Here is a 203-nt window from a genome sequence, read left to right as displayed (position 1 = left end):
TGGACGAACGCGGAACCGGACACGCTGATGGAGCGGGTGCTTGCACCCGCCAACCTGCGGCGTGCGTATCAACGTGTGGTCAGCAACAAGGGCGCACCGGGTGCCGATGGCATGACGGTGGAGCAACTGGCGGACTACACGAATCAGTATTGGCCGATCCTCAAGGCTCGGTTGCTGGCCGGCGAGTATCACCCGCAAGGTGT

The 203-nt window shown here is 63.1% G+C and carries 1 pseudogene; it reads left to right on the top strand.

What is annotated here, in order from left to right:
• Positions 1 to 203: pseudogene (locus tag HU806_RS26370) on the top strand (group II intron reverse transcriptase/maturase); the annotation flags it as partial.

Source organism: Pseudomonas sp. SWRI154 (assembly GCF_014268645.1).
Taxonomy (GTDB): domain Bacteria; phylum Pseudomonadota; class Gammaproteobacteria; order Pseudomonadales; family Pseudomonadaceae; genus Aquipseudomonas; species Aquipseudomonas marvdashtae.
Note: the sequence above shows the minus strand (reverse complement) of the source record. Positions and strands in the feature narration are given on the sequence as shown.